Below are 20,867 nucleotides of genomic sequence, written 5' to 3' on the forward strand. Positions count from 1 at the left end.
GCAATCTCCTTCAAGAGACCGAATCATCAGCGATTCAGCACGATAGCGCTGTGATCTTCCCAATAAACGTACACGCTATCCTCCCAGGTGGGACGATCACCGCGCCGCTCCGTGTTGGCCATGCTCACCTTGATCAACTTGCCCGAGGCCGTACGCACGTAATACAGCGAATACCCCCCCAGATAGGCAATGTCGTCCACCTTGCCGGCCTCCCAGTTGTACTCACCGACAGGCTGTTCACGGGTCAGCCAGATTTTCTCGGGCCGCAGGGCTGCCCATACTCGACGGTCCACCGCCTGGGTGGTGATCCCGTGGTCGAGATAGATCGGCCGTGAAAGCGCAGGGCTGGCGATGCGGCAATGATCCGCCGCGTCTTCGATGATCTCCCCTTCGAACAGGTTCACGGTACCGACGAATTCCGCCACCATGCGACTGGCGGGGCTTTCGTAAATATCGACCGGAGAGCCCACCTGCTCGATCCAGCCATCGGCCATGATCGCCACACGGTCCGCCATGGTCATGGCTTCTTCCTGATCGTGGGTCACCATGATGCAGGTAACGCCTACCTGTTCGATGATCTCGACCACTTCCAGCTGCATTTCCGTGCGCAGCTTCTTGTCGAGAGCGCCCATGGGCTCGTCCAGCAGCAAGAGCTTCGGCCGTTTGGCCAGCGAACGCGCCAAGGCCACTCGCTGGCGCTGGCCGCCGGAAAGCTGATGCGGCTTGCGCTTGGCAAAGCGTTCCATATGCACCAGCTTCAGCATCTGGGCCACTCGCGCCTCGATATCCGCCTTGGGGAGCTTGTCCTGTTTCAGCCCGAAGGCGATGTTCTGCGCCACCGTCATATGCGGAAACAGCGCATAGGATTGAAACATCATGTTGATCGGGCGCTTGTGCGGCGGCATGTCGGTAATGTTTTCGCCACTCAGCAGGATGCGACCTTCGCTCGGCGTCTCGAAGCCCGCCAGCATGCGCAGCAGGGTCGACTTGCCAGACCCCGAGCCCCCCAACAGGGCGAAGATTTCGCCGCGTTTGACCTGCAAATTCACGTCATCCACCGCCAGCGCGTCATCGAAGCGCTTGCTCAGGCGTTTGACTTCCAACACGATATCCTCGGCAAAACGGGGTGCCTTTCCCTGTGGTCTCAGCGACGGGGGAATGGCAGATGACGAGGATGAAGTGTCGTTCGACAGGGGCGTAGTGACCATTCGCCACTCCCATCAAAAGGCCCGAGAAGCCGGGCGATAAAAGACGAACAGCGAGCCAGGCAACTGCCCGGCTCGCTGTCAGGCAGGGGTCAGCTTAGCGACCAGACTTGACGCGGTTCCAGATACGAGTACGCGCACGCAGCACGTCCTGCGGCTTTTCCGCCTGAACGTACAGGTTCTGCATGACGTCTGCATCCGGATAAACCGCAGGGTCATTCAGCAGCTCCTCGGAAAGGAACTCGTTCGCGGCCAGGTTGGGGTTGGCGTAGCTAACGTACTCGCTAATCTCGGCGGCAATTTCCGGGTCGAGAATAAAGTTGATGAACGCATGGGCGTTCTCGGGGTTAGGCGCATCGGCCGGCACGGCCATCATGTCGAACCACAGCGCAGCGCCCTCTTTCGGGATGCTGTAAGCGATGGTGAAGTCACGCCCCGCCTCTTCAGCTCGGTCTGCTGCCTGGAACACGTCGCCCGAGTAGCCAGCCGCGACGCAGATTTCGCCATTGGCGAGATCCGAGATATAGCGCGAAGAGTGGAAGTAAGTGACGTGGTTGCGTACGGCCGCAATCACTTGCCCGGCGGTTTCGATGTCCTCCAGGTTTTCACTCAGCGGGTCGCCGCCCGAGTAGGCAATGGCCGGCGAGAGCATTTCGTCTGCCGAGTCCATCATGGAGATGCCGCAACCGGCCGCATGCAGAGCCGCGGTAATTTCCGGATCAAAGAGCAGTGCCCAGCTATCCACCGGGGCATCGTCACCGAGAATCTCCTTCACTCGCTCGACATTGTAGCCAATGCCATTGGTGCCCCACATGTAGGGGATGGAGTACTGGCTGCCCTCATCGATGGCTTCCAGGTTGGCCATCAACTCCGGGTTGAGGTTTTCGAAGTTGGGCAGCTGCTCGTGGTCGAGGGGCTGGAACACCCCCGCTCTGGCTTGACGGGTAAAGTAGTAGTTGGAGGGTACGACCACATCGTAGCCCGAGCGGCCAGACAGCAGCGCCGCATCGAGGATCTCGTTACTGTCGTAGACATCGTAGGTCACGGAGATACCGGTGCGCTCGGTGAATTTCTCCAGCGTTTCCGGCGCAATGTAGTCGGACCAGTTGTATACCCGCACTTCATTGCCGTGAGCAGTCCCGGCCGCTACGGCAAAAGCCAACGCCGTAACGGCCACTGAACGTTTTGGGATGTTCCCCATCTAGCTACTCCTTATCTCGAAAATCTGCCTGGGCTCGAAAGCCTACCCGGTCTCGAAAGTTCACTTGTTTCAACAGCGCCCGGCCCGCGGGTCTGCCGCATCAGGCAACGGTCATGGTGGCCACTTTTTCTACTCGTTTGCCGCTGCTGAAAAACAGCTTAGGCCATTCTGCTGACCGTGCGAATTTTGCGGCGCAGCGACGTCCATCGCAAGTCCAAGTGAAAAATTCTTGCATTACCCTGTTGGTGACCCCACATCCAAGGGCGCAGGCAAACTATAGACCTTGGCTATTGGCAGCATCATTTTTTCCAATTTTAGCTATTAGTCGTAGTTCGCTAATATGTTCAGCAACTTTTCCAACTACCATTCACTCACTGCGGAGATGTTTTCAATGTCTTTGATCAATACTGAAGTAAAACCGTTTAAAGCGACTGCTTACCTGAACGGCGAGTTCGTTGACGTTACTGAAGCGGATCTGAAAGGTCAGTGGTCAGTGTTCTTCTTCTACCCCGCTGACTTCACCTTCGTATGCCCCACGGAGCTTGGTGATCTGGCCGACAACTACGAAGCCTTCAAGAAGCTGGGCGTCGAGATCTACAGCGTCTCCACCGACACCCACTTCACCCACAAGGCGTGGCACGACAGCTCCGAGACCATTGGTAAGCTGCAGTACCCGATGATTGCCGATCCGACCCTGCAAATTTCACGCAACTTCGAAGTACTGATCGAAGAAGCTGGCCTGGCCGAGCGCGGTACTTTCGTTGTCGACCCCGACGGCAAGATCCAGATCGTCGAAATCAACGCGGGCAACATCGGTCGTAACGCCGAAGAGCTGCTGCGCAAGGTCAAGGCCGCCCAGTACGTTCGCGCCAACCCGAACGAAGTGTGCCCGGCCAAATGGAAAGAAGGCGAAGAGACTCTGGCCCCGTCTCTGGACCTCGTAGGCAAGATCTAAACGCCTACCGTTGCCGACCCGGCGCGTGTCGGTCGGCAGCATCACACCCGGGCATGTCCCGGGTGTCTTTTTTTCAGCACCCTGTTAATGCATCCCTGTTTTCCCACACGCTTGCCCCTTATCGCATACCCAAGGCTGGCGTGCCTGGTCGAGAACGTTCTACTGCTGACTACGAGGAACCACTGTCATGCTGGACGCCAATTTAAAGAATCAATTGAAAGCGTATCTGGAAAAAGTGACTCAGCCCTTCGAGATCGTTGCGTCCCTCGATGACGGTGCCAAGTCACGCGAGCTGCTGGGCCTGCTGGAAGACATCAGCAGCCTGAGCACTCAGATCACCCTCAAAACCGACGGCCAGGATGCGCGCAAGCCCTCCTTTGCTCTCAACCGTGCTGGCGAAGAGACCGGCGTCGTGTTTGCGGGCATTCCCATGGGCCACGAATTCACGTCGCTGGTACTGGCGTTGCTGCAGGTCGGCGGACATCCGCCCAAAACGTCGCAAGAGCAGCTCGATCAAATCAAGGCGCTGGACGGCGAGATGTTGTTCGAGACCTACTACTCGCTCTCCTGTCAGAACTGCCCGGACGTCGTCCAGGCACTGAACCTGATGGCCATCTTCAACCCCAAGGTGCGCCACGTCGCCATCGACGGCGCCCTGTTTCAGGAGGAAGTCGAGGCCCGCGAAATCATGTCGGTGCCCAGCATCTACCTCAACGGCAAGCCCTTCGACCAGGGTCGCATGACGCTGGAGCAGATCCTGGCCAAGGTGGATACCGGCGCAGCCGAGCGTGAAGCCAAGAAACTGAGTGACAAGGCAGCCTTCGACACGCTGGTCATCGGCGGCGGCCCGGCGGGCGCGTCAGCGGCCATCTACTCTGCGCGCAAGGGCATCAATACTGGCGTTGCCGCCGAGCGCTTCGGTGGTCAGGTGGCCGACACCATGGGGATCGAGAACTTCATCTCCGTGACCCATACCGAAGGTCCCAAGCTGGTCAGCGCCCTGGAAGAGCACGTCAAGCAGTACGAAGTGGACGTCATGAACCTGCAGCGTGCCACCGCCTTCAAAGCAGCAGAAACCGAAGGTAGCCTGCACGAAGTGACCTTCGAATCCGGCGCCAAGCTGAAAAGCAAGACCCTGGTACTGGCCACAGGCGCCCGCTGGCGGGAAATGAACGTGCCCGGCGAGCAGCAGTATCGCAACAAGGGCGTGGCCTACTGCCCTCACTGCGATGGCCCGCTGTTCAAGGGCAAGCGTGTCGCGGTCATTGGTGGCGGTAATTCAGGCGTCGAAGCAGCCATCGACCTGGCAGGCATCGTCGGCCATGTGACGCTGGTGGAGTTCATGGGTGAAATGCGCGCCGACGCCGTGCTGCAGAAGAAGCTCAAGAGCCTGCCCAACGTGGATATCGTGCTGAACGCGCAAACCACCGAAGTGACCGGTGATGGCAGCCGAGTCAACGGCCTGACCTACAAGGATCGCCAAACCGACGAAGTCAAGAACATCGCTCTGGAAGGCATCTTCGTACAGATCGGCCTGGTGCCCAATACCGAGTGGCTGAAGGGCTCCCCCATCGAGATGTCACCGCGTGGCGAAATCATCGTCGACGCCCACGGCATGACCTCGGTGCCCGGCGTGTTTGCCGCAGGCGATGTCACCACCGTGCCCTACAAGCAGATCATCATTGCCATGGGTGAAGGCGCCAAAGCGTCGCTGGGCGCTTTCGATTACCTGATCCGCAACTGATTCATCCGCCTATAAAAAGCAAAAGACCGTGACCAGGCCCGCCTATTCAGGCGGGCTTTCGCGTTCCGCACACCGGGCACGCCGGGTCACGCGGCACCTGGAAATGACGCCACTGCCCGCTGAGCCCGTCGAAGGCCGACAGCCCCTGGTGTGCCTTCCCTGCGCCGCTCAGTAGCTTGAAGGCTTCGACCGCTTGAAAGCAGCCAATCAATCCCACCAGGGGCGCCATGACGCCGCTCTCGGCACAGCTGAGGGCTTCGTCATCGCCAGCTTCCGGGGGATAGAGGCAGGCGTAGCAGGGGCTATCTGGCTGACGCGGGTCGAATACCGCCAGCTGGCCGGAAAAGCGAATAGCCGCCCCCGAGACCAGCGGCACACCGGCTCGCTGTGTCGCGGCATTGATGGCATAGCGGCTGCTAAACCGGTCGGTACAGTCCAGCACCACCTGGGCCGAGGCCACCAACTCTGCCAACAGCTCGCCTTCGGCGTGACGCTCGATGGCCACCACCTGGCATTCAGGGTTCAGTGCTTCAAGGCGCTGCTGCGCCGAACGCGCCTTGTTGAGCCCCAGGCTGGCCTGCTGGTGGGCTATCTGGCGCTGCAGGTTGGAAAGCTCTACATGGTCGGCGTCTACCAGAGTAATCCGCCCCACTCCCGCCGCAGCGAGATACAGCGCGGCTGGCGAGCCCAGCCCGCCAGCCCCGATAATCAAGGCGTGAGCGCTACGCAGTCGCTCCTGACCCTCGATATCCACTTCGGGCAGCATGATTTGGCGGCTGTAACGCAGCAGCGCCTGATCGTCCATCATTGGCTTACTTATCCTCGAATTCCTCGAAATCAGGAATGTGGAGATTGAAGCTCTCTTTTACCTCTTCCATCACCACATAGCTCTTGGACTCTTTCACCCCTGGCAGCGTCAATACCACATCCCCCAGCAGCTGGCGGTAAGCGGCCATTTCCGGAATACGGCATTTCAGGATGTAGTCGAACTGCCCGGACACCAGGTGGCACTCCTGAATTTGCGGCAGCTTTTCCACCGCGCGCCGAAACTCATCGAAGACCGCAGGCGACTGGGTCTCCAGGCTGATCTCGACGAACACCAGCAGGTTCGCCTTCAGGGCGCGAGGGTCCAGAATGGCCTGGTAGCCACGAATGATACCGGCACGCTCCAGGCGCTTGACCCGCTCCAGACAAGGGGTTGTGGATAACCCAACTTCTGCGGCGAGATCCACGTAGGAAATACGCGCATTTTCCTGCAAACAGCGAAGGATCTTGAGGTCGATACGGTCCAGCGTTCTATTTTTTGGTTTCATGGCAGGATCCAATACAAATGAATCAGGCAGTTATTCGAGGTGCCCTAGGGTAACCCGTTCATGGCCACCCATGTCTTGCACGCTTTCAACGCTTTGATAGCCCGCCGCCAACAGTGCCTCACGCACACTGGCCGCCTGCTGGTAGCCATGCTCCATTGCCAGGCAGCCACCAGGGGCCAGGTGGGCCTTGGCCGCCTCGATCACGTGGAGCAGGTCGGCCATGCCGTTGGCATCGGCAACCAGCGCCGAGTGCGGCTCGAAACGCACGTCGCCCTGGCTCAAATGCGGATCATCGGCCGCAATGTAAGGGGGATTACTGACGATGATATCGAAAGGCGGCTCCTCTGCCGGAGGCACGAACGCGCTGAGCCAATCACTCAACACAAACCGGGCATTGGTGATCCCCAATGCGTCGGCATTGCGCTCGGCCAGCGTCACGGCTCCGGGGCGAATGTCCGCACCGATGATCTGCCAACCCGGCTTTTCACTGGCCAGCGCCAGCGCAATGGCGCCCGTGCCCGTTCCCAGATCCAGTAGCCTGCCCACCGGGGCAGCGGCGCGAGAAAGCGCCACCTCCACCAGGGTTTCCGTGTCGGGCCTGGGAATCAGCGTGTCGGGCGACGTCGCCAGCCGCAGTCCCCAGAACTCTCGCTCACCGGTAAGATACGCCACCGGCTGCCCCTGGGCACGGGCGGCTACCAGCGCCTCGAAACGGGCTCGCTCCCAGGTGGGGCATTCGCGATCCCCCCAGGTATAGATCCACGTACGGCTGCACTGGGCAGCACAGCCCAGCAATACTTCGGCATCCAGCCGCGGCGTGGGCGAGCCTGCCTGCGTCAACCGCTGGGCCGCCTGTGACAGCAAGGCGTCGAAGGTCATCAGCCGTCCTGCAAGGCCGAGAGCTGCTCTGCCTGATACTCATGGATCAGCGGTTCGATCACGTCATCGAGCTGCTCGCCGCTGACCACTTCGGTCAGCTTATAGAGCGTCAGGTTGATGCGGTGGTCGGTGATGCGACCTTGAGGGAAGTTATAGGTCCGAATCCGCTCACTGCGGTCTCCCGAGCCGACCAGCGAACGGCGCGCATCGGCCTGCTCCTGGCGTTGGGAATCCACGGCATTGCGCTTGAGCTTGGCCGCCAGCAAGGACATCGCCTTGGCACGGTTCTTGTGTTGGCTGCGCTCTTCCTGGCACTCCACCACCACGCCGGTGGGCAAGTGGGTGATGCGAATCGCCGAGTCGGTGGTGTTGACGTGCTGGCCACCGGCACCGCTGGAGCGGTAGGTGTCCACCCGCAGGTCGGCGGGATTGATGTCCACATCGCCCACTTCATCCACCTCGGGCATGACCGCCACGGTACAGGCAGAGGTATGGATTCGCCCCTGAGACTCCGTCGCGGGCACGCGCTGTACGCGATGAACGCCCGACTCGAACTTGAGCCTTGCGTAGACGCCGTCGCCCTTGACCCGGGAGATCACCTCTTTATAGCCGCCCTGCTCGCCGTGGCTGGCACTGACGATTTCTACCCGCCAGCCGCGCTTTTCAGCATAGCGGGAGTACATGCGGAACAGATCACCGGCAAAAATCGCCGCTTCATCGCCACCGGTGCCCGCCCGCACTTCGAGAAACACGCCACGGCCATCGTCGGGGTCCTTGGGGATCAGCAGGCGCTTCAGCTCGATGTCCAACTCTGCCAGCTGTTCACGACCATCGCTGATTTCCATTTCCGCCAGCTCGCGCATCTCCGGGTCACTGTCGCGGCTCAGCTGTTCGGCCTCGGCGATGCTGTCTTCGACCCCACGGTAACGTTGCCAAGCGGCCACCAGCTCTTCCAGCTCAGCGTATTCCCGCGAATAGTCACGGAAGCGCTGCTGATTGTTGATCACCTCGGGATCGGACAGCAGCATGGCCAGCTCCTCGAAACGGTCGGAGAAGCTATCCAGGCGTTGGCGCAAAGTCTCTTTCATGCGGGTGTATCATCCTTCTGGCGTTTTACCGGAGGCGCAGCCTGCTCGAAGGCAGGTTTGGGCGGCAGTAACAGGCGCGGCGCGGCGTTGAGCAATTCATGGTTTTCCTGCGAAGCAGCATCACGCATGGCAAGCGTAGGTTGATGCATGAAGCGGTTGGCCAGCTGGTGAGCCATCCGCTCGATGACTTTGGCTGGGTCTTCACCCTTGGCCAGGCGTTCCAGCGCTTGCTCCCGCGCTTGATCGCGCAGCGCTTCGCCATGACGACGATAATCTCGAATCACTTCGCCGCCATTGCGAATGCGGCGCTCATGCTGCCAGCTGCCGACGCCGTGTTCAATCAGCGATTCAGCCTGATCGGCAGCCACTTGGCGATGGCGGCGGTTCTCTTCGATGACCTCTTCCAGGTCATCCACGGTATAGAGAAACACATCGGCCAGCTCACCCACCTGTGGCTCGATATCCCGTGGCACTGCAATATCGACCATGAAGACAGGCCGATGACGGCGCTTCTTCAGGGCACGCTCGACCATCCCCTTGCCCAGAATCGGCAGCGGAGAGGCCGTGGAAGAGATCACGATGTCGGCATGCTCCAGCGCATCCGGAATCTCGGGCAGGGTGATGGCCGTCCCGCCCAACGCCGCAGACACCTGCTCGGCACGCTCCCGGGTACGGTTGGCCACGGTAAGCTGACGTACGCCCGCTTCGTGCAGATGGCGCGCCACCAGCTCGATGGTTTCTCCGGCACCGATCAACAGCGCCCGTGCACGACTGAAATCATCGAAGATACGGCTGGCCATGCTGACCGCCGCGTAAGCCACCGACACGGGGTTCTTGCCGATACCCGTTTCGGTGCGCACCTGCTTGGCCACGGCAAAGGTGTGTTGAAACAGCCGTTCCAGCTCTCCCCCCAAGCCCTTTGCCTGGCGCGCCTGCTGATACGCGTCTTTCAACTGCCCCAGAATCTGCGGCTCACCCAGCACCATGGAGTCGAGCCCGACCGCTACGCGCATCAGGTGGCGAGCTGCTTCGTTGTCATGATAGTGGTACGCACAGCGTGCCAAATCATCTACCCGCAGATTGTGAAAGCGTCCCAGCCAGTCCAGCACGGTTTGCTCGCCTGCGGCATCGGTCACGCAGTAGAGCTCGGTACGGTTGCAGGTCGAGAGCACCGCGGCTTCGTGGATATGTGGCAGGCCACGCAGCTCGGCCAACGCGCTTTCCAGCTGCGTTGGCGTAAAGGCCACCTGCTCACGCACGGCCACGCTGGCAGTACGATGATTAATTCCCAGGGCAAGAAGCGTCATGCGGTCTGCGTCTTCGCTAGTGGATCGGTCGTCACGTCACTGTTCGTCGTTATCGCTTGGAGCGGGGCAATCAGGCAGCTTTACGAGTGAATTGTGCTGACCCGGCCCACTTTCAAGGTGGAACATTCTATCACAACACGACATGTTCTGGCGCACACCACTTTGCCGCAGGCAGCCAAGCCGCTATGCTGAACACTCGGCCACCTGATCGAGATACGCATGCCCCACCGCGCAACACTTCCGGGTTTGTCCCGAGCACTATCGGGCCTTCCTCTATTACCGCTGGCCGCGACGCTGCTGCTGAGCGGCTGCCAGCTGTCCTCCACGCTTCCAGATCGCGGGTTCATGAGCGCTAGCCGCGACCCCATGCTGACGGCCCCGCCGGTCACACGCGGCCTGGATGCGGCAGGGCTCAGCACGCTGCTGGCCGCCGAGCTGGCTGGCCAGCGCGGCGACTACCGTTATGCAAGCCGTGGCTACCTGGAAGCCGCCCAGCGCTACAGCGCGCCCGGGCTGGCCGAGCGCGCCACCTTTGCAGCACGCTTTGGCAACGACGCCGCGTTGATGGAAGCTTCGGCGCTGCGCTGGCGCGAGCTGTCGCCCACCGCGGAAACGCCCAACCGCCTGCTAGCCGCCCTGTCCCTTCAGCGCGGCGACTGGCTGGATAGCCTGGAGCAGCGGCTGGCCATTGCCGAATCGGGCGGTTACGGTGACATCGCAAGTTTCGCCGAGCTTGCCGTGGCAGAAGAGGCGCCGCTCAATGTCCTGGCACAGCCGTTACGCACCTACCTGGCGCAACCCGCTGCTGCCGAGCGCGACTCCTACAGCGATGTGCTGCTGGGCACTGCGCTCATCGAAGCCGCCCTGGGCGAGACGCAAACCGCTCAGCAGCACCTCGACCTGGTCGAGCAGCGCGAGCCTGAATCCGCCTCACTGTGGCTGGCCAGGGCACGTCTGGCGCTGGAAAGCGGCGACCACCGCGCAGCTCAGCGGGCGGCTCAGCAAGGGCTGAGCCTGTCACCGGATGACGTGCGCTTCATCCTCATGCTGGCCCAGGCTGAAATCCGCCTCAATAACATTACCGCCGCCGAAACCCAGACCAACGCCCTGCTGGAAACCCACGGCGGCAATCAGGAACTGCGCATCGCCCTGGCTCAGCTCTATCTCGAAGAGGGCCACAGTGAGCCCGCCTATCGGCTGCTGCAGCCTCTGATCGGCCAGGACAGAATTCCCAATATTGCCTACTTTCTGCTGGGCGCCATTGCACAATCTCAGGGCGATATCGACAACGCCCTGCTCTATTACCGCCAGGTGCGCGATGGCAACGAGTTCCTGCCTGCGCGAGCAGCCGCCGCTCGCATGTTGATCGACGATGACCGCTTGCTGGACGCGCGCGCCTTCCTGCGCATCGAGCGCATGCGCCACGACACCTACTTTGGCGATCTGGTACTGCTCGAAGTGCAGCTGCTGGACGATCTCGCCATGGAGCAAGAGGCTGGCGCCCTGCTGGACCGGGAAATCACTCGCACGCCCGACGACACGCGCCTGCTGTACCTGCGCGCCATGCGCGGCTGGGAAATGGGCGATCTGGCCGCCATGGAGCGCGACCTGCAACAGATCCTGCGCACCGAGCCCAACAACCCCGACGCCTTGAACGCGCTGGGCTATACCCTAGCCGATTTGAACATCACCGAGCGCCTGGAAGAAGCCCGCGACCTGATCGAGCGCGCCTATGAAGCCGACCCCGACAACCCGGCCATCATGGATAGCCTGGGCTGGGTATACTTCCGGCTGGGCAAACTGGACGACGCCCTGGCGTGGCTGGAAAGCGCCTATTCGCGACTCCCCGATCAGGAAGTATCCGCCCACTTGGCCGAAGTGCTGCATGCCTTGGGGCGCAGCGACGAAGCGCGTCAAGCCATCGCCCGAGCCATGCGGCGTGCCGACCATCACCCCCAAATAGACGAACTGCTGGAACGGCATCCTGAACTAACGCCCGCCAGCACGCCCTAATAGTGCACTCTTCTGGATCCAGACCCTACTGACATGGAGCTTCTAATGTTGACTACGTCATTTCCCTTCGCTCGCTCGGCAAGCCCCCGACTGTCTGGTCGCCTGCCTACTGCGCGTCTATGGGTAGCCGCCCTTGCCCTCTTGACCCTGGCCGGCTGCGCCAGCCAGGCACCAGTCGACGAAAGCGGTCGTCAGGCAGGCCAGTGGGAGCGCCAGCAGGCGCAGGTCGAAGATTTCGATAGCTGGACACTGGTGGGCAAAGCAGGCTTGCGCACCCCCCAGGAAAACATCAGTGCCAACCTCGACTGGAACCAGACACCGTTCTACTTCCGCATGCTGATCAGCGGTCCCTTTGGCGGCGGACGCAGCGTGCTGGAAGGACGTGAAGGACGCTTTTCGCTGAGCACCAGCGACGGCCGCTTCGAAGCCGAAACTCCGGAAGCCCTGATGGAAGAGCAACTTGGCTGGTCACTGCCGGTACGCGCCATGCCCGACTGGGTGCGAGGCTTGCCCGGCGACCACGCCAGCTATCAGCTGGAAACCGACGAGCTTGGCTTCCCGCGTTTCCTGCAGCAGGATGGCTGGGAAATCGACTACCGTGACTGGGAGCGGGTAGAGGAGATGTGGCTGCCCCGCCGATTGGTCATGAACTACGGCGAGGTACGCATTACCCTGGTGGTCAACCAGTGGCAGGCTGCCAGCCGCACGGCCGAATAAGCGCCGCTTCATCGCCCTGCACTTTCATTTTAGAGAACCGGCATGTCCGCAACACCACATCCATTGATTCTACCGGCTCCGGCCAAACTGAATCGCATGCTGCATATCGTGGGCCGTCGTCCAGACGGCTACCACGAGCTGCAAACGCTGTTTCAGCTGCTCGACCTGTGCGACACGCTGACCTTTACCCTACGTCAGGACCGCCGCATCGAGCTGACCACCCCACTGGCAGGCGTTACCCACGATGACAATCTGATCGTCCGTGCCGCGCGCCTGCTCCAGCAGGAAAGCGGCCACCATATGGGCGTATCGATCACCATCGATAAGCGCCTACCCATGGGCGGCGGCCTGGGGGGTGGCAGCTCCAATGCCGCCACCGTGCTGGTGGGTCTCAATCAGCTGTGGCAGCTGGGTCTGGATCGCCAGACCCTGGCCACGCTGGGCCTGACGCTGGGCGCCGACGTCCCGGTGTTCGTGCATGGCCATAGCGCCTGGGCAGAAGGCGTTGGCGAACGGCTCACTCCGGTCACGCTGGACACCCCCTGGTTTGTGGTGATCCACCCCGGTGTGAGCGTCTCGACACCGGCCATCTTCCAGGATGCGGAATTGACACGCGACAGCCTCCCCATTACTATGGCGCGCGCACTGCAGGGGGGAGTGGCCGAATGGCGCAACGACTGCGAGGCAACGGTCAGGAAAGGCTACCCGCTCATTGCGGATGCACTTGACTGGCTCGCACAGTATGCACCGTGCCGATTGACCGGTACGGGTGCTTGTCTGTTTGCCGCCTTCGACACACAAGAGGCAGCACAGGCAGTGGCCAAGCAAGCCAACCAGCGCTGGAACGCCTGGGTGGCCAAAGGGCTCAACACCTCTCCCCTACAAGATGCTCTGGGCTGCTGAAAGCGCCCGGTCGTCGCATCAGGCTGTTTGCTGGGGTATCGCCAAGTGGTAAGGCACCGGTTTTTGGTATCGGCATTCCCAGGTTCGAATCCTGGTACCCCAGCCAATCCTGATGTTGATCTGCGTTTTCTCCCCTGATCCCCAACACTGCAAAGGTGGCTGCGCGTGTCAAAATTGATGGTCTTCACCGGGAATGCCAATCCCGAACTCGCTCAAAAGATTGCCGAGAGCTTGGACAGCCGCATGGGTAATGCCACGGTGGGTCAATTTAGCGACGGCGAAATCGCGGTCGAGATCAATGAGAACGTGCGTGGCAAGGATGTCTTTATCCTGCAATCCACCTGCGCGCCGACGAACGACAATCTGATGGAGCTCATCCTGATGGTCGACGCCCTGCGTCGTGCCTCGGCGACCCGCATCACGGCCGTCGTTCCCTACTTCGGCTATGCCCGTCAGGATCGTCGTGTACGCTCCGCCCGCGTCCCCATCTCGGCCAAGGTAGTGGCCGACATGATGGTAAAAGCAGGCGTCGACCGCGTCATGACCATGGACCTGCACGCCGACCAGATTCAAGGCTTCTTCGATGTGCCAGTAGATAACGTCTACGGCTCTCCGATCCTGCTCGACGACATCGAGCGCCAGAACTACGACGACCTGGTGGTGGTATCCCCCGATGTCGGCGGCGTAGTACGTGCTCGCGCCATCGCCAAGCAGTTGAATGCCGACCTGGCCATCATCGACAAGCGTCGCCCCCAGGCCAACCAGGCGCAGGTCATGCACATCATCGGTGAAATCGAAGGCCGCACCTGCGTAGTCGTCGATGACATGATCGATACCGCAGGCACCTTGTGCAAAGCGGGCGAAGCCTTGAAAGATCATGGCGCGGCGCGGGTCGTCGCCTATGCCACCCACCCGATCCTGTCGGGCCCGGCGGTAGACAACATTACCAACTCCGTACTGGATGAAGTCGTGGTGACCGACACCATTCCGCTGGCCGACCATGCGCGTCGCAGCGGAAAGATTCGCCAGTTGAGCGTTGCTGGCCTGATTGCGGAAGCCATTCGCCGCGTCAGCAACGAAGAATCCGTCAGCGCGATGTTCCACTGATCGCCTGATGTGACAAGCCCCCTTCTGGGGCCATGGGAACGTCGTCGCCTGGTCGCGGGCGGCGGCGTTTCCTTACTTAAACCAAGAGGCAATTAACATGTCTGATTTTATCCTGAAAGCCAGCGTTCGTAACGACCTGGGGAAAGGTGCGAGCCGCCGCCTGCGTCGTGCGAACCAATTCGTACCGGCCGTTGTGTACGGCGGTGAGAAAGGCGCGCAATCCATCTCTGTCGAAAAGACCGCTTTCTACAAGGCGATCGAAGACGAGTCGTTCTTCTCTTCCGTCATCAAGCTGGTCGTCGACGGCAGCGAAGAGCAGGTCGTTGTTCGTGATCTGCAGCGCCACCCCTTCAAGCCGCTGCTGACCCACGCCGACTTCATGCGCGTCGACGCGACTCACGCCATCACCATGAACGTGCCGCTGCACGTGGTGAACGAAGAGAAGTGTGTGGGCATCAAGGACCAGGGCGGTGAACTGCACGTGCTGGCCAACGAAGTTGCCATCAGCTGCTTGCCGAAAGATCTTCCTGACTTCCTGGAAGTGGACATCAGCAAGGTCGAGCTGGGCACTACCCTGCACCTGTCTGACCTGACCTTCCCGGCGGGCGTCACTTCCGTTGACCTGTCCCACGGTGAAGAGCACGACAACGCCGTACTGAGCATCACTGCTGTCAAAGTACGTGTTGAAGAAGAAGGCGAAGGCGACGCAGAAGAAAGCGCCGAGTAAGCCAAGGCGCAGCGGTATTGCGCCCCGAGCCATGCCCGCATGGCTCGGAAATGATAAAATCAAGCGCCTCGGCGCTTGATTTTTTTTTGCGACTCGAGACACGCTGCCATTTTCATCCTACTGGAGCTGAGCACATGAGCCAGGTAACGGCCATTATCGGGCTGGGAAACCCCGGCGCTGACTATGATGCAACCCGCCACAACGCCGGTTTTTGGCTGGTCGAGGCCCTTGCCCGCAGCGCCCACAGTGAACTGCGCCCGGAAAAGAAGTTTCTGGGGCTTTATGCCAAGGTACGCCTGGGCGAGCACGAACTGCACCTGCTGAACCCCTCGACCTTCATGAACCGCAGCGGCGCTGCGGTGGCTGCGCTGACCCAGTTCTTCAAGCTCACTCCAGAGAACCTGCTGGTCGCCCATGACGAGCTGGACCTGCCCCCCGGCCAGGCACGCTACAAGACCGGTGGCGGGCACGGCGGCCACAACGGCCTGCGCGACATCATCAGCGCGCTGGGCAACCAGAAGCAGTTCCACCGCCTGCGTATCGGCATCGGCCACCCCGGGGAAGCACGCCAAGTGGTCAATTACGTGCTGGGCCGCCCTGGCAAAGCCGAACAGGAAGCCATCGCGCACGCCCTGGAGGAGAGCCTGGCCACGCTGCCGCTGGCACTTTCCGGTGATTGGGCTAAAGCCATGAACCGCCTTCATAGCGTAAAATAGCAGCACGTTTGATCAGTCGTGTGATCGCACACGTTTATTCACTGTTGGCCAGCGCCTCACGAGATAGCGCTGGCCTAGCGGCCAGGAAGTAATGTATGGGCTTTAACTGCGGTATTGTCGGCCTACCCAACGTAGGCAAATCCACCCTGTTCAATGCACTGACGAAGTCAGGTATCGATGCCGAGAACTTCCCGTTCTGCACCATCGAACCCAACGTCGGCATCGTTCCCATGCCAGACCCACGCCTGGATAAGCTGGCAGCCATCGTCAAGCCCGAAAAAGTCCTGCCGACCACCATGGAATTCGTGGATATCGCCGGCCTGGTAGCGGGTGCTTCCAAGGGCGAAGGGCTCGGCAACAAGTTTCTCGCCAACATTCGTGAAACCCAGGCCATTGCCCACGTGGTGCGCTGCTTCGACAACGACAACGTGATCCACGTGGCCAACCAGGTAGACCCCCGCGCCGACATCGAAACCATCAACCTGGAACTCGCTCTGGCCGATCTGGATACGGTCGAAAAAGCCAGCCAGCGCCTGGTGCGCGTGGTCAAGGGTGGCGACAAGGACGCCATGGCCACCAAGGCGGTGCTGGACAAGATTCAGCCCCACCTGGCAGAAGGCCAGCCACTGCGCAGCTTTGGCCTGGATGAAGACGAGAAACGCCAGGTCAAAAGCTTTGGTTTCCTGACGCTCAAGCCCACCATGTACATTGCCAACGTCAATGAAGATGGTTTCGAGAACAACCCCTACCTGGACATCGTCAAGGAGATCGCCGCCGAAGAAGGCGCTGTGGTCGTACCGGTGTGCAACCAGCTGGAGGCCGAAATCGCCGAGCTCGACGACGATGAGCGCAGCATGTTCCTGGCCGAAATGGGCATGGAAGAGCCGGGGCTGGATCGCGTCATCCGCGCAGGCTATGCCCTGCTGGGCCTGCAGACGTACTTCACCGCAGGCGTCAAGGAAGTACGTGCCTGGACCGTCAAGCAGGGGGCCAGCGCTCCGGAAGCTGCCGGGGTCATTCACACCGACTTCCAGAAAGGCTTCATTCGCGCCGAAGTCATCGCCTATGACGACTACGTCTCGCTGGGCGGCGAACAGGGTGCCAAGGATGCCGGAAAATGGCGCCTGGAAGGCAAGGACTACATCGTCAAGGATGGCGACGTGATCCACTTCCGCTTCAATGTGTAACGAAGCAAACAATCAATGCTTGACGAATGACAAAGGGGTGGGTAATATTCGCCCCCGTTGCACGGCTACGTAGCTCAGCTGGTTAGAGCACATCACTCATAATGATGGGGTCCCCTGTTCAAATCAGGGCGTAGCCACCAACACCGAATCGAGCTAGCAATAGCGAAGGCCCGCTGATTTCATCAGCGGGCCTTTTTCATTTTGGTTCGTTCTGGTTCGCTGACGGGTGATCAGTGCAGCGTCACGCGATTCAGGAACTGAACCAACGCGCGAGTCAGGTACTCGACGTCGCGAGTGCCGGACGTTTCACGAATGGAGTGCATGGCCCACTGCGGCAAGCCCACATCGATGGTCGGCACGCCCACTTCGGTCGCCGTGATCGGACCGATGGTGCTGCCGCAGCCCATGTCCGCCCGGGTGACGAATGACTGCACGGGCACATCGGCTTCTCGACACACATCGCGAAACAGTGCACCGGTCACGCTGTTGGTGGCATAACGCTGGCTCGCGTTCACCTTGATGACCGGCCCGCCGTTGATGGCCGGTCCATGCCGCTCATCGTGCTTGTCACGGAAATTGGGGTGCAACGCGTGGGCGTTATCGCAGGAGATCATCAGTGACGACTGAATCAGCTGAATCAGCGACTCTTCACTACCCCCGCCCACTTGCCCATTCAAACGCTTGAGCACGTCTCCCAGAAACGGCCCCTGTGCACCGCAGGCGCTGGCGCTACCAACCTCTTCATGGTCGTTGGCCACCAGTAACGCCCCCTGCTCGCCATCGCACGCCAGCAGCGCCTCCAGCCCGACAAAGCACGACAGCAAATTATCCAGCCGGGCACTGGCCAGCAGCTCCTGACGCAACCCCACCAGCGCAGGCGGCTGTACGTCGTAAAAACCCAGCTCAAAATCGACGATATCCACGGCACGCAGCCCGTGCTGCGCTTCCAGCCACTGCGCCAACAGGTCGTTGAGCTCGAGGTCGTTGCTCTGCAGCAATACCGGTGCCATCTGGGTTTGCGGGTTGATCGTACGCCCTGCATTGACGTCACGGTCCATGTGAATCGCCAGGCTCGGAATCATCGCCACCGGCTGCGCCACGTTCAGCAACACGCTTTCCAGCCGACCATCGGCGTGGCGCACGTGCACCCGCCCCGCCAACCCCAGCTCACGGTCGAACCAGGGCGCCAACAGCACGCCGCCATATACCTGCACACCCAACTGCAGCCAACCCGCCGAATAGTGCGTTGCGTTGGGCTTCAGGTGCAACCCGGGGCTGTCGGTATGCGCACCCAGCATACGCAGGCTGGACAACTTTCCGGCGGGCAGTTGAAAGGCGATCAGCGACGAGTCATTGCGCGTCACGTAGTAACGCTTGCCAGGCGCAAGCTGCCAGTTGGCGGTTTCTTCCAAGCGTGTAAAGCCCGCCTGCTCCAAACGCTGCGCCATGTTCTGGGTGGCGTGCCATGGCGTGGGCGACTGCTGCAAGAAATCGCACAGTCGCGTTAAACGTTCTGCGTTGAAAGCCTCGGACATGGAAATCCTCTTTACAGTAATGATTGAGTCTCACAGGGTAAATGACCTGCTACAATGCTCCCTCGGCCTACGCAACTCATGGGCTAACTGCGTGTCTAGGGAAGAATGAGTGTACACAAATCCGGGAGAGCTTGACTGATGAGCTTGTTTGCAACGCTTTCGCGCTCGGTCGCCCTTGCTGTCATGCTGGTGGTGACCAGCCCGGCGGCGATGGCCCAACTGGCGCCGACAGACGAACAACGCCAAGCGGCCGTAGAAATTGCGGATTCGCTCCGCTATGGCCACTACGCGAACATTAATTTTGACCCGCAGTGGTCCGAGGAGGCTTTCCAGCGCTACCTGGACATTCTCGATGGTCAGCGTGCCTATTTGCTCAACCGTGATATTGAACCCTATCGTCATCTGGAAAACGATATGGCCGAGGCGCTGTTCGAAGGAGAATTGGACGATGCCTTTGCACTCTACAACCGCCTGAGCGAGCGCCACACTTCTCGCCTAGAGTGGCTGCTGGCACGCCTGGACGAAGGCCTCTCGCTGGAGTTCGAAAGCGACGAACGCCTGGAAGTGGATCGTGAAAGCGCCCCCTGGGCCAGCCGTGAAAGCGAGCTCGATGAACTGTGGCGCAAGCGCCTCAAGAACGACGCCCTGACCCTGGCACTCACCGGTCAGGACGATGAGCAGATCGAGAACAACCTGCGCCAGCGCTATGAAGGCCAGCTGACCCGCCTGCGCCAGACCGAATCGGAAGACGTTTTCGGTCTACTGATGGCCGCAGTGTCCAGCACCATCGACCCACACACGGGCTACCTGTCGCCCCGCCAGGGTGAATCCTTCGACATTCAGATGAGCCTTTCGCTGGAAGGTATCGGCGCCCTGCTGCAAGCCGACGGTGAATACGTCAAGGTCTCCAGCCTGGTGCCCGGTGGCCCCGCCGACCGCGCCGGAGTGCTGGAGCCCGCTGACCGCATCATTGCGGTAGGCCAGGAAGATGGCGAGATGATCAACGTGGTGGGCATGCGCCTGGACAACGTGGTCGATTTGATTCGCGGCCCCAAGGGCTCGGTGGTTCGCCTGGACGTCGTGCCTGCTCAGGCGGTGGACATGACCCGCTCACAAATCGTGGAAATCACCCGCGACACTGTTAGCCTGGAAGACCAGGCCGCCAAGGGCGAAGTCATTGAAGTCATGCGCGATGGCGAGCCGCACCGTATCGGCGTCATCACCGTGCCGACTTTTTACGTTGACTTCGACGCCTGGCAGGCAGGAGAAGACGAGTATCGCAGTACCACCCGCGACGTGGCTCGTGAGATCGACAACCTCAAGCAAGAGGGCGTCGAGGGCATCGTGCTGGACCTGCGCAATAACGGCGGCGGCGCCCTGCAGGAGGCCAACTCGCTGATCGGCCTGTTCATCGATCGCGGCCCCACGGTACAAGTGCGTGACGCCCAGGGCCGTATCCAGCTCTACGGCGACACCGAAGCAGGCACGCTCTACGACGGCCCGCTTACCGTTCTGGTGAACCGCCTGTCGGCCTCAGCCTCCGAGATTTTCGCGGGCGCCATTCAGGACTATGGCCGCGGCATCGTGGTGGGCGCTTCGACCTTTGGCAAAGGCACGGTACAGACCCTCAACGACCTGAGCCATGGCCAGATCAAGCTGACACGCGCCAAATTCTACCGCATCTCTGGCGACAGCACCCAGAATCGCGGCGTAGAGCCGGACATCGCCTTCCCCAGCCTGATCGACCCCGAGCGCATTGGGGAGAGCAGCCTGGACAATGCCCTGCCCTGGGACACCGTCCAGAACGTTCAGTATCGTCGCTACGGCTCGCCGGAAACGGTACTGCCCACCCTCATCTCGCTACATGAGGAGCGCGCCAAGGGTAACCCCAATTTCCGCTACCTGGAGCGCCAATCCACCCTGGCCCGCCAGTTGCGCGAACAGCACACCAGCGTCAGCCTGAACCGCGAACAGCGCCAACGTGAGCTGGAAGCCCAGGAAGCCGAGCAGCTGTCACTGGAAAACCAGCGCCGCCGCGCACTGGGTCTCCCAGAACTGGAAGAGTGGATGGATGCCCGCAGCGACGGCACCCAGGATGACGAGACCGACACCGAGCGCGACGAAGCCGCTCCCGTCGACCGCGCTCATGTGCTGGAAGCCGCCGAAATCCTGCTCGATTTCGCACACCTGGAGAAAGCCCAGCGCATGGCACGCCGCTGAGCAGCTCCTGCCCCGACGCCTGACGGCGACGGGGCAGCCTGTCCAGGCAA

At 60.9% G+C, this 20,867-nt stretch carries 18 protein-coding genes and 2 tRNA genes; 12 read left to right on the forward strand and 8 right to left on the reverse strand.

Translation table 11 applies throughout. The features are described 5' to 3' along the window. Positions 1 to 26 precede the first annotated feature (26 nt). Both HSS18214_RS0106120 and HSS18214_RS0106125 read right to left on the reverse strand, forming a co-directional pair. Positions 27 to 1,208, reverse strand: a complete 1,182-nt coding sequence (locus HSS18214_RS0106120) for an ABC transporter ATP-binding protein (protein ID WP_026001767.1) — start codon at positions 1,206 to 1,208, stop codon at positions 27 to 29. A gap of 94 nt (positions 1,209 to 1,302) precedes the next feature. Beyond that, positions 1,303 to 2,406, reverse strand: coding sequence for a polyamine ABC transporter substrate-binding protein (locus HSS18214_RS0106125; protein ID WP_016914421.1), 1,104 nt, complete (start codon positions 2,404 to 2,406; stop codon positions 1,303 to 1,305). A 391-nt stretch (positions 2,407 to 2,797) separates the two neighbouring features. On the opposite strand from HSS18214_RS0106125, the gene ahpC reads away from it, so the two are divergent. After that, entirely contained in the window at positions 2,798 to 3,361 is a 564-nt protein-coding gene (ahpC, locus tag HSS18214_RS0106130; protein WP_026001768.1) for an alkyl hydroperoxide reductase subunit C, read from the forward strand. 187 nt (positions 3,362 to 3,548) lie between these two features. Continuing rightward, positions 3,549 to 5,105, forward strand: a complete 1,557-nt coding sequence (gene ahpF / locus HSS18214_RS0106135; RefSeq protein WP_016914423.1) for an alkyl hydroperoxide reductase subunit F — start codon at positions 3,549 to 3,551, stop codon at positions 5,103 to 5,105. A 46-nt stretch (positions 5,106 to 5,151) separates the two neighbouring features. On the opposite strand, the gene HSS18214_RS0106140 is transcribed toward ahpF, so the two are convergent. The 5 genes from HSS18214_RS0106140 to hemA are packed head-to-tail and all read right to left on the reverse strand — an operon-like array spanning position 5,152 to position 9,692. Then, entirely contained in the window at positions 5,152 to 5,913 is a 762-nt protein-coding gene (locus HSS18214_RS0106140) for a HesA/MoeB/ThiF family protein (RefSeq protein ID WP_016914424.1), read from the reverse strand. 4 nt (positions 5,914 to 5,917) lie between these two features. Beyond that, the gene (locus HSS18214_RS0106145; RefSeq protein ID WP_016914425.1) at positions 5,918 to 6,418 is read right to left on the reverse strand and encodes an Lrp/AsnC ligand binding domain-containing protein; all 501 of its coding nucleotides are present in this window, start codon (positions 6,416 to 6,418) and stop codon (positions 5,918 to 5,920) included. 30 nt (positions 6,419 to 6,448) lie between these two features. Beyond that, complete coding sequence (prmC, locus tag HSS18214_RS0106150; RefSeq protein ID WP_016914426.1) at positions 6,449 to 7,297, reverse strand: peptide chain release factor N(5)-glutamine methyltransferase; 849 nt, start codon at positions 7,295 to 7,297, stop codon at positions 6,449 to 6,451. After that, the gene (prfA, locus tag HSS18214_RS0106155; protein WP_016914427.1) at positions 7,297 to 8,385 is read right to left on the reverse strand and encodes a peptide chain release factor 1; all 1,089 of its coding nucleotides are present in this window, start codon (positions 8,383 to 8,385) and stop codon (positions 7,297 to 7,299) included. Before prfA ends, prmC begins: the two co-directional genes overlap by 1 nt. After that, positions 8,382 to 9,692, reverse strand: a complete 1,311-nt coding sequence (hemA, locus tag HSS18214_RS0106160) for a glutamyl-tRNA reductase (RefSeq protein ID WP_016914428.1) — start codon at positions 9,690 to 9,692, stop codon at positions 8,382 to 8,384. Before hemA ends, prfA begins: the two co-directional genes overlap by 4 nt. 219 nt (positions 9,693 to 9,911) lie before the next feature. Between hemA and HSS18214_RS0106165 the strand changes: the two genes are divergently transcribed. The 9 genes from HSS18214_RS0106165 (at position 9,912) to HSS18214_RS0106205 (ending at position 17,202) form a co-directional block, all read left to right on the forward strand. Continuing rightward, a complete protein-coding gene (locus HSS18214_RS0106165; protein ID WP_026001769.1) occupies positions 9,912 to 11,705 on the forward strand; it encodes a tetratricopeptide repeat protein in 1,794 nt (597 codons plus the stop codon). A gap of 45 nt (positions 11,706 to 11,750) precedes the next feature. Then, positions 11,751 to 12,422, forward strand: a complete 672-nt coding sequence (gene lolB, locus HSS18214_RS0106170; RefSeq protein ID WP_016914430.1) for a lipoprotein insertase outer membrane protein LolB — start codon at positions 11,751 to 11,753, stop codon at positions 12,420 to 12,422. A 42-nt stretch (positions 12,423 to 12,464) separates the two neighbouring features. Further along, the gene (ispE, locus tag HSS18214_RS0106175) at positions 12,465 to 13,325 is read left to right on the forward strand and encodes a 4-(cytidine 5'-diphospho)-2-C-methyl-D-erythritol kinase (RefSeq protein WP_026001770.1); all 861 of its coding nucleotides are present in this window, start codon (positions 12,465 to 12,467) and stop codon (positions 13,323 to 13,325) included. A gap of 31 nt (positions 13,326 to 13,356) precedes the next feature. After that, positions 13,357 to 13,431, forward strand: a tRNA-Gln gene (locus tag HSS18214_RS0106180). A gap of 59 nt (positions 13,432 to 13,490) precedes the next feature. Beyond that, on the forward strand, positions 13,491 to 14,432 hold the full coding sequence (locus HSS18214_RS0106185; RefSeq protein WP_026001771.1) for a ribose-phosphate pyrophosphokinase: 942 nt from the start codon (positions 13,491 to 13,493) through the stop codon (positions 14,430 to 14,432). A 97-nt stretch (positions 14,433 to 14,529) separates the two neighbouring features. Next, complete coding sequence (locus HSS18214_RS0106190; protein WP_016914433.1) at positions 14,530 to 15,159, forward strand: 50S ribosomal protein L25/general stress protein Ctc; 630 nt, start codon at positions 14,530 to 14,532, stop codon at positions 15,157 to 15,159. Between the two features lie 134 nt (positions 15,160 to 15,293). Next, positions 15,294 to 15,875: an aminoacyl-tRNA hydrolase gene (gene pth, locus HSS18214_RS0106195; RefSeq protein ID WP_016914434.1), complete on the forward strand. Its 582-nt coding sequence runs from the start codon at positions 15,294 to 15,296 to the stop codon at positions 15,873 to 15,875. A 95-nt stretch (positions 15,876 to 15,970) separates the two neighbouring features. Next, the gene (ychF, locus tag HSS18214_RS0106200; RefSeq protein ID WP_016914435.1) at positions 15,971 to 17,062 is read left to right on the forward strand and encodes a redox-regulated ATPase YchF; all 1,092 of its coding nucleotides are present in this window, start codon (positions 15,971 to 15,973) and stop codon (positions 17,060 to 17,062) included. Between the two features lie 63 nt (positions 17,063 to 17,125). After that, a tRNA-Met gene (locus tag HSS18214_RS0106205) sits at positions 17,126 to 17,202 on the forward strand. 90 nt (positions 17,203 to 17,292) lie between these two features. On the opposite strand, the gene HSS18214_RS0106210 is transcribed toward HSS18214_RS0106205, so the two are convergent. Beyond that, positions 17,293 to 18,597, reverse strand: coding sequence for a M18 family aminopeptidase (locus HSS18214_RS0106210; protein ID WP_016914436.1), 1,305 nt, complete (start codon positions 18,595 to 18,597; stop codon positions 17,293 to 17,295). A 138-nt stretch (positions 18,598 to 18,735) separates the two neighbouring features. Between HSS18214_RS0106210 and HSS18214_RS0106215 the strand changes: the two genes are divergently transcribed. Beyond that, positions 18,736 to 20,817, forward strand: a complete 2,082-nt coding sequence (locus HSS18214_RS0106215; protein ID WP_016914437.1) for a carboxy terminal-processing peptidase — start codon at positions 18,736 to 18,738, stop codon at positions 20,815 to 20,817. The last annotated feature ends 50 nt before the right edge of the window (positions 20,818 to 20,867 follow it).

It is taken from the genome of Vreelandella stevensii S18214, assembly GCF_000275725.1.
Taxonomy (GTDB): domain Bacteria; phylum Pseudomonadota; class Gammaproteobacteria; order Pseudomonadales; family Halomonadaceae; genus Vreelandella; species Vreelandella stevensii.

Excerpts from the sequence above, each read along its gene's own strand:
- HSS18214_RS0106120 (WP_026001767.1), bottom strand. The coding sequence starts at position 1,208 with ATGGTCACTACGCCCCTGTCGAACGACACTTCATCCTCGTCATCTGCC.
- HSS18214_RS0106125 (WP_016914421.1), bottom strand. The coding sequence starts at position 2,406 with ATGGGGAACATCCCAAAACGTTCAGTGGCCGTTACGGCGTTGGCTTTT.
- ahpC (WP_026001768.1), top strand. The coding sequence starts at position 2,798 with ATGTCTTTGATCAATACTGAAGTAAAACCGTTTAAAGCGACTGCTTAC.
- ahpF (WP_016914423.1), top strand. The coding sequence starts at position 3,549 with ATGCTGGACGCCAATTTAAAGAATCAATTGAAAGCGTATCTGGAAAAA.
- HSS18214_RS0106140 (WP_016914424.1), bottom strand. The coding sequence starts at position 5,913 with ATGATGGACGATCAGGCGCTGCTGCGTTACAGCCGCCAAATCATGCTG.
- HSS18214_RS0106145 (WP_016914425.1), bottom strand. The coding sequence starts at position 6,418 with ATGAAACCAAAAAATAGAACGCTGGACCGTATCGACCTCAAGATCCTT.
- prmC (WP_016914426.1), bottom strand. The coding sequence starts at position 7,297 with ATGACCTTCGACGCCTTGCTGTCACAGGCGGCCCAGCGGTTGACGCAG.
- prfA (WP_016914427.1), bottom strand. The coding sequence starts at position 8,385 with ATGAAAGAGACTTTGCGCCAACGCCTGGATAGCTTCTCCGACCGTTTC.
- hemA (WP_016914428.1), bottom strand. The coding sequence starts at position 9,692 with ATGACGCTTCTTGCCCTGGGAATTAATCATCGTACTGCCAGCGTGGCC.
- HSS18214_RS0106165 (WP_026001769.1), top strand. The coding sequence starts at position 9,912 with ATGCCCCACCGCGCAACACTTCCGGGTTTGTCCCGAGCACTATCGGGC.
- lolB (WP_016914430.1), top strand. The coding sequence starts at position 11,751 with ATGTTGACTACGTCATTTCCCTTCGCTCGCTCGGCAAGCCCCCGACTG.
- ispE (WP_026001770.1), top strand. The coding sequence starts at position 12,465 with ATGTCCGCAACACCACATCCATTGATTCTACCGGCTCCGGCCAAACTG.
- HSS18214_RS0106190 (WP_016914433.1), top strand. The coding sequence starts at position 14,530 with ATGTCTGATTTTATCCTGAAAGCCAGCGTTCGTAACGACCTGGGGAAA.
- pth (WP_016914434.1), top strand. The coding sequence starts at position 15,294 with ATGAGCCAGGTAACGGCCATTATCGGGCTGGGAAACCCCGGCGCTGAC.
- ychF (WP_016914435.1), top strand. The coding sequence starts at position 15,971 with ATGGGCTTTAACTGCGGTATTGTCGGCCTACCCAACGTAGGCAAATCC.
- HSS18214_RS0106210 (WP_016914436.1), bottom strand. The coding sequence starts at position 18,597 with ATGTCCGAGGCTTTCAACGCAGAACGTTTAACGCGACTGTGCGATTTC.
- HSS18214_RS0106215 (WP_016914437.1), top strand. The coding sequence starts at position 18,736 with ATGAGCTTGTTTGCAACGCTTTCGCGCTCGGTCGCCCTTGCTGTCATG.